At 40.1% G+C, this 1,431-nt stretch carries 1 pseudogene; it reads right to left on the bottom strand.

The features are described from left to right. Positions 1-46 precede the first annotated feature (46 nt). Positions 47-1,241 (bottom strand): annotated as a pseudogene (locus AABK37_RS41345) (RNA-guided endonuclease InsQ/TnpB family protein). Between the last annotated feature and the right edge of the window lie 190 nt (positions 1,242-1,431).

The following is a 1,431-nucleotide window of genomic DNA, read 5'->3' on the forward strand; positions in this document are numbered from 1 at the left end:
GGAGTTGGTTTTGGACCACGCACCCTAATTATTTCCTCATTCTACTCTATATTGCCTGAGAACATTTTAAACTGTCGGAATACTTCTGTCGCGGTGTACTAGCTTGTCGTCCAAGATTTAGAATATTTATTGCTGCGTTCACATCTCTCTGAAGCTGGCATCCACAACTACACTTGTGGGTACGAGTTGAAAGAGACTTTTTCACAATTGCACCACAGTCGCTACATTTTTGAGATGTCATTCGAGGATTGACGGCAACAACTGTTGTATTGAACTTACGAGCAAAATATTCTAGCCAACAACGAAACAGAGTCCAAGCTACATCATTAATAGACTTGGCTAAACAGTGATTTCTTACCATGCTTTTAACGTTCAAGTTTTCACACGGCGACTAAGGCGTTAGCCTTGCATACGCAACGCGCGAGTCTCTTCGCGTGTTCACTACGTTGCCTACTTACTCTCAAATGTTTTTTGGCATATCTCTGTCTAGCTATTCGTCGTTGGTTCTTTCCTTTTTCCTTTTTATATATTTGACGTTGAGCGCAAAGTCTGCCGGGCGGAAGCTTCCGTCCGGCGAGCTTTGCGTGTTTGATAGCTTTTTCGGCTTTTCTAAGGAAACGGGGATTCTTCTCATGATGCCCGTTGGAATCAGAGTAGAAATATTCCAACCCAACGTCGAGTCCTAATTCGCCATCACCTGTTATTTGCTCAGGTTTGATTTCAATATCAACTGCAAATTGACAATAGTAACCGTCAGCTTTACGAACTAATCGAACTCGTTTGATTAACTTAACAGGGTAGGTTTGAGTATCCCACTTACCTAACAGCTTGACTTCCCCGATACCTTTTTTATCGGTAAAGGAGATACGTCGTTTTGTAGGATGCAGCGACCATCCTGAAGTCTTGTATTCAACCGAACGGTTATCTTTTTGGAAGCGGGGAAAACCCTTCTTTCCTGGTTTGTTAGACTTGCAATTATCGTAGAATCTGGCAATAGATAGCCATCCTCTTTCAGTTGCAGACTGACAAGCCATTGAATTTAAGTCTTTAACAAATCCAAATTCTTTACGCAGTGCTGTTGAATAGTTGTTCAAAGCAATCTTGTCTATTTTTTGTTCTTTCGGTGTGTCCATCCAATATCTAATCGCTTTGTTTCGGATGAACTGAGTAGTTCTAATAGCTTCATCGATAGCTCGATACTGCTGTTGTTTGCCCTTCACTTTGTATTCTAAAACCAGCACTGCGTTATCACCTCCTTGTTTTTCTTAGATGAATTTATGTTAACATAATCGTGAAAACAATGGGGGACATAATGAAAGTTAAAAGATTAACCCTCTTTTGTCACTCTAGGCAGAGGAAAAATAGAAAGAAGGGTTATTAAAGTTCTCAAAAATTGAACTTGTAAGATTATTGACAATCATTTGAAGTTGA

The sequence above is a fragment of the Tolypothrix sp. VBCCA 56010 genome, from assembly GCF_050875635.1.
GTDB lineage: Bacteria > Cyanobacteriota > Cyanobacteriia > Cyanobacteriales > Nostocaceae > Hassallia.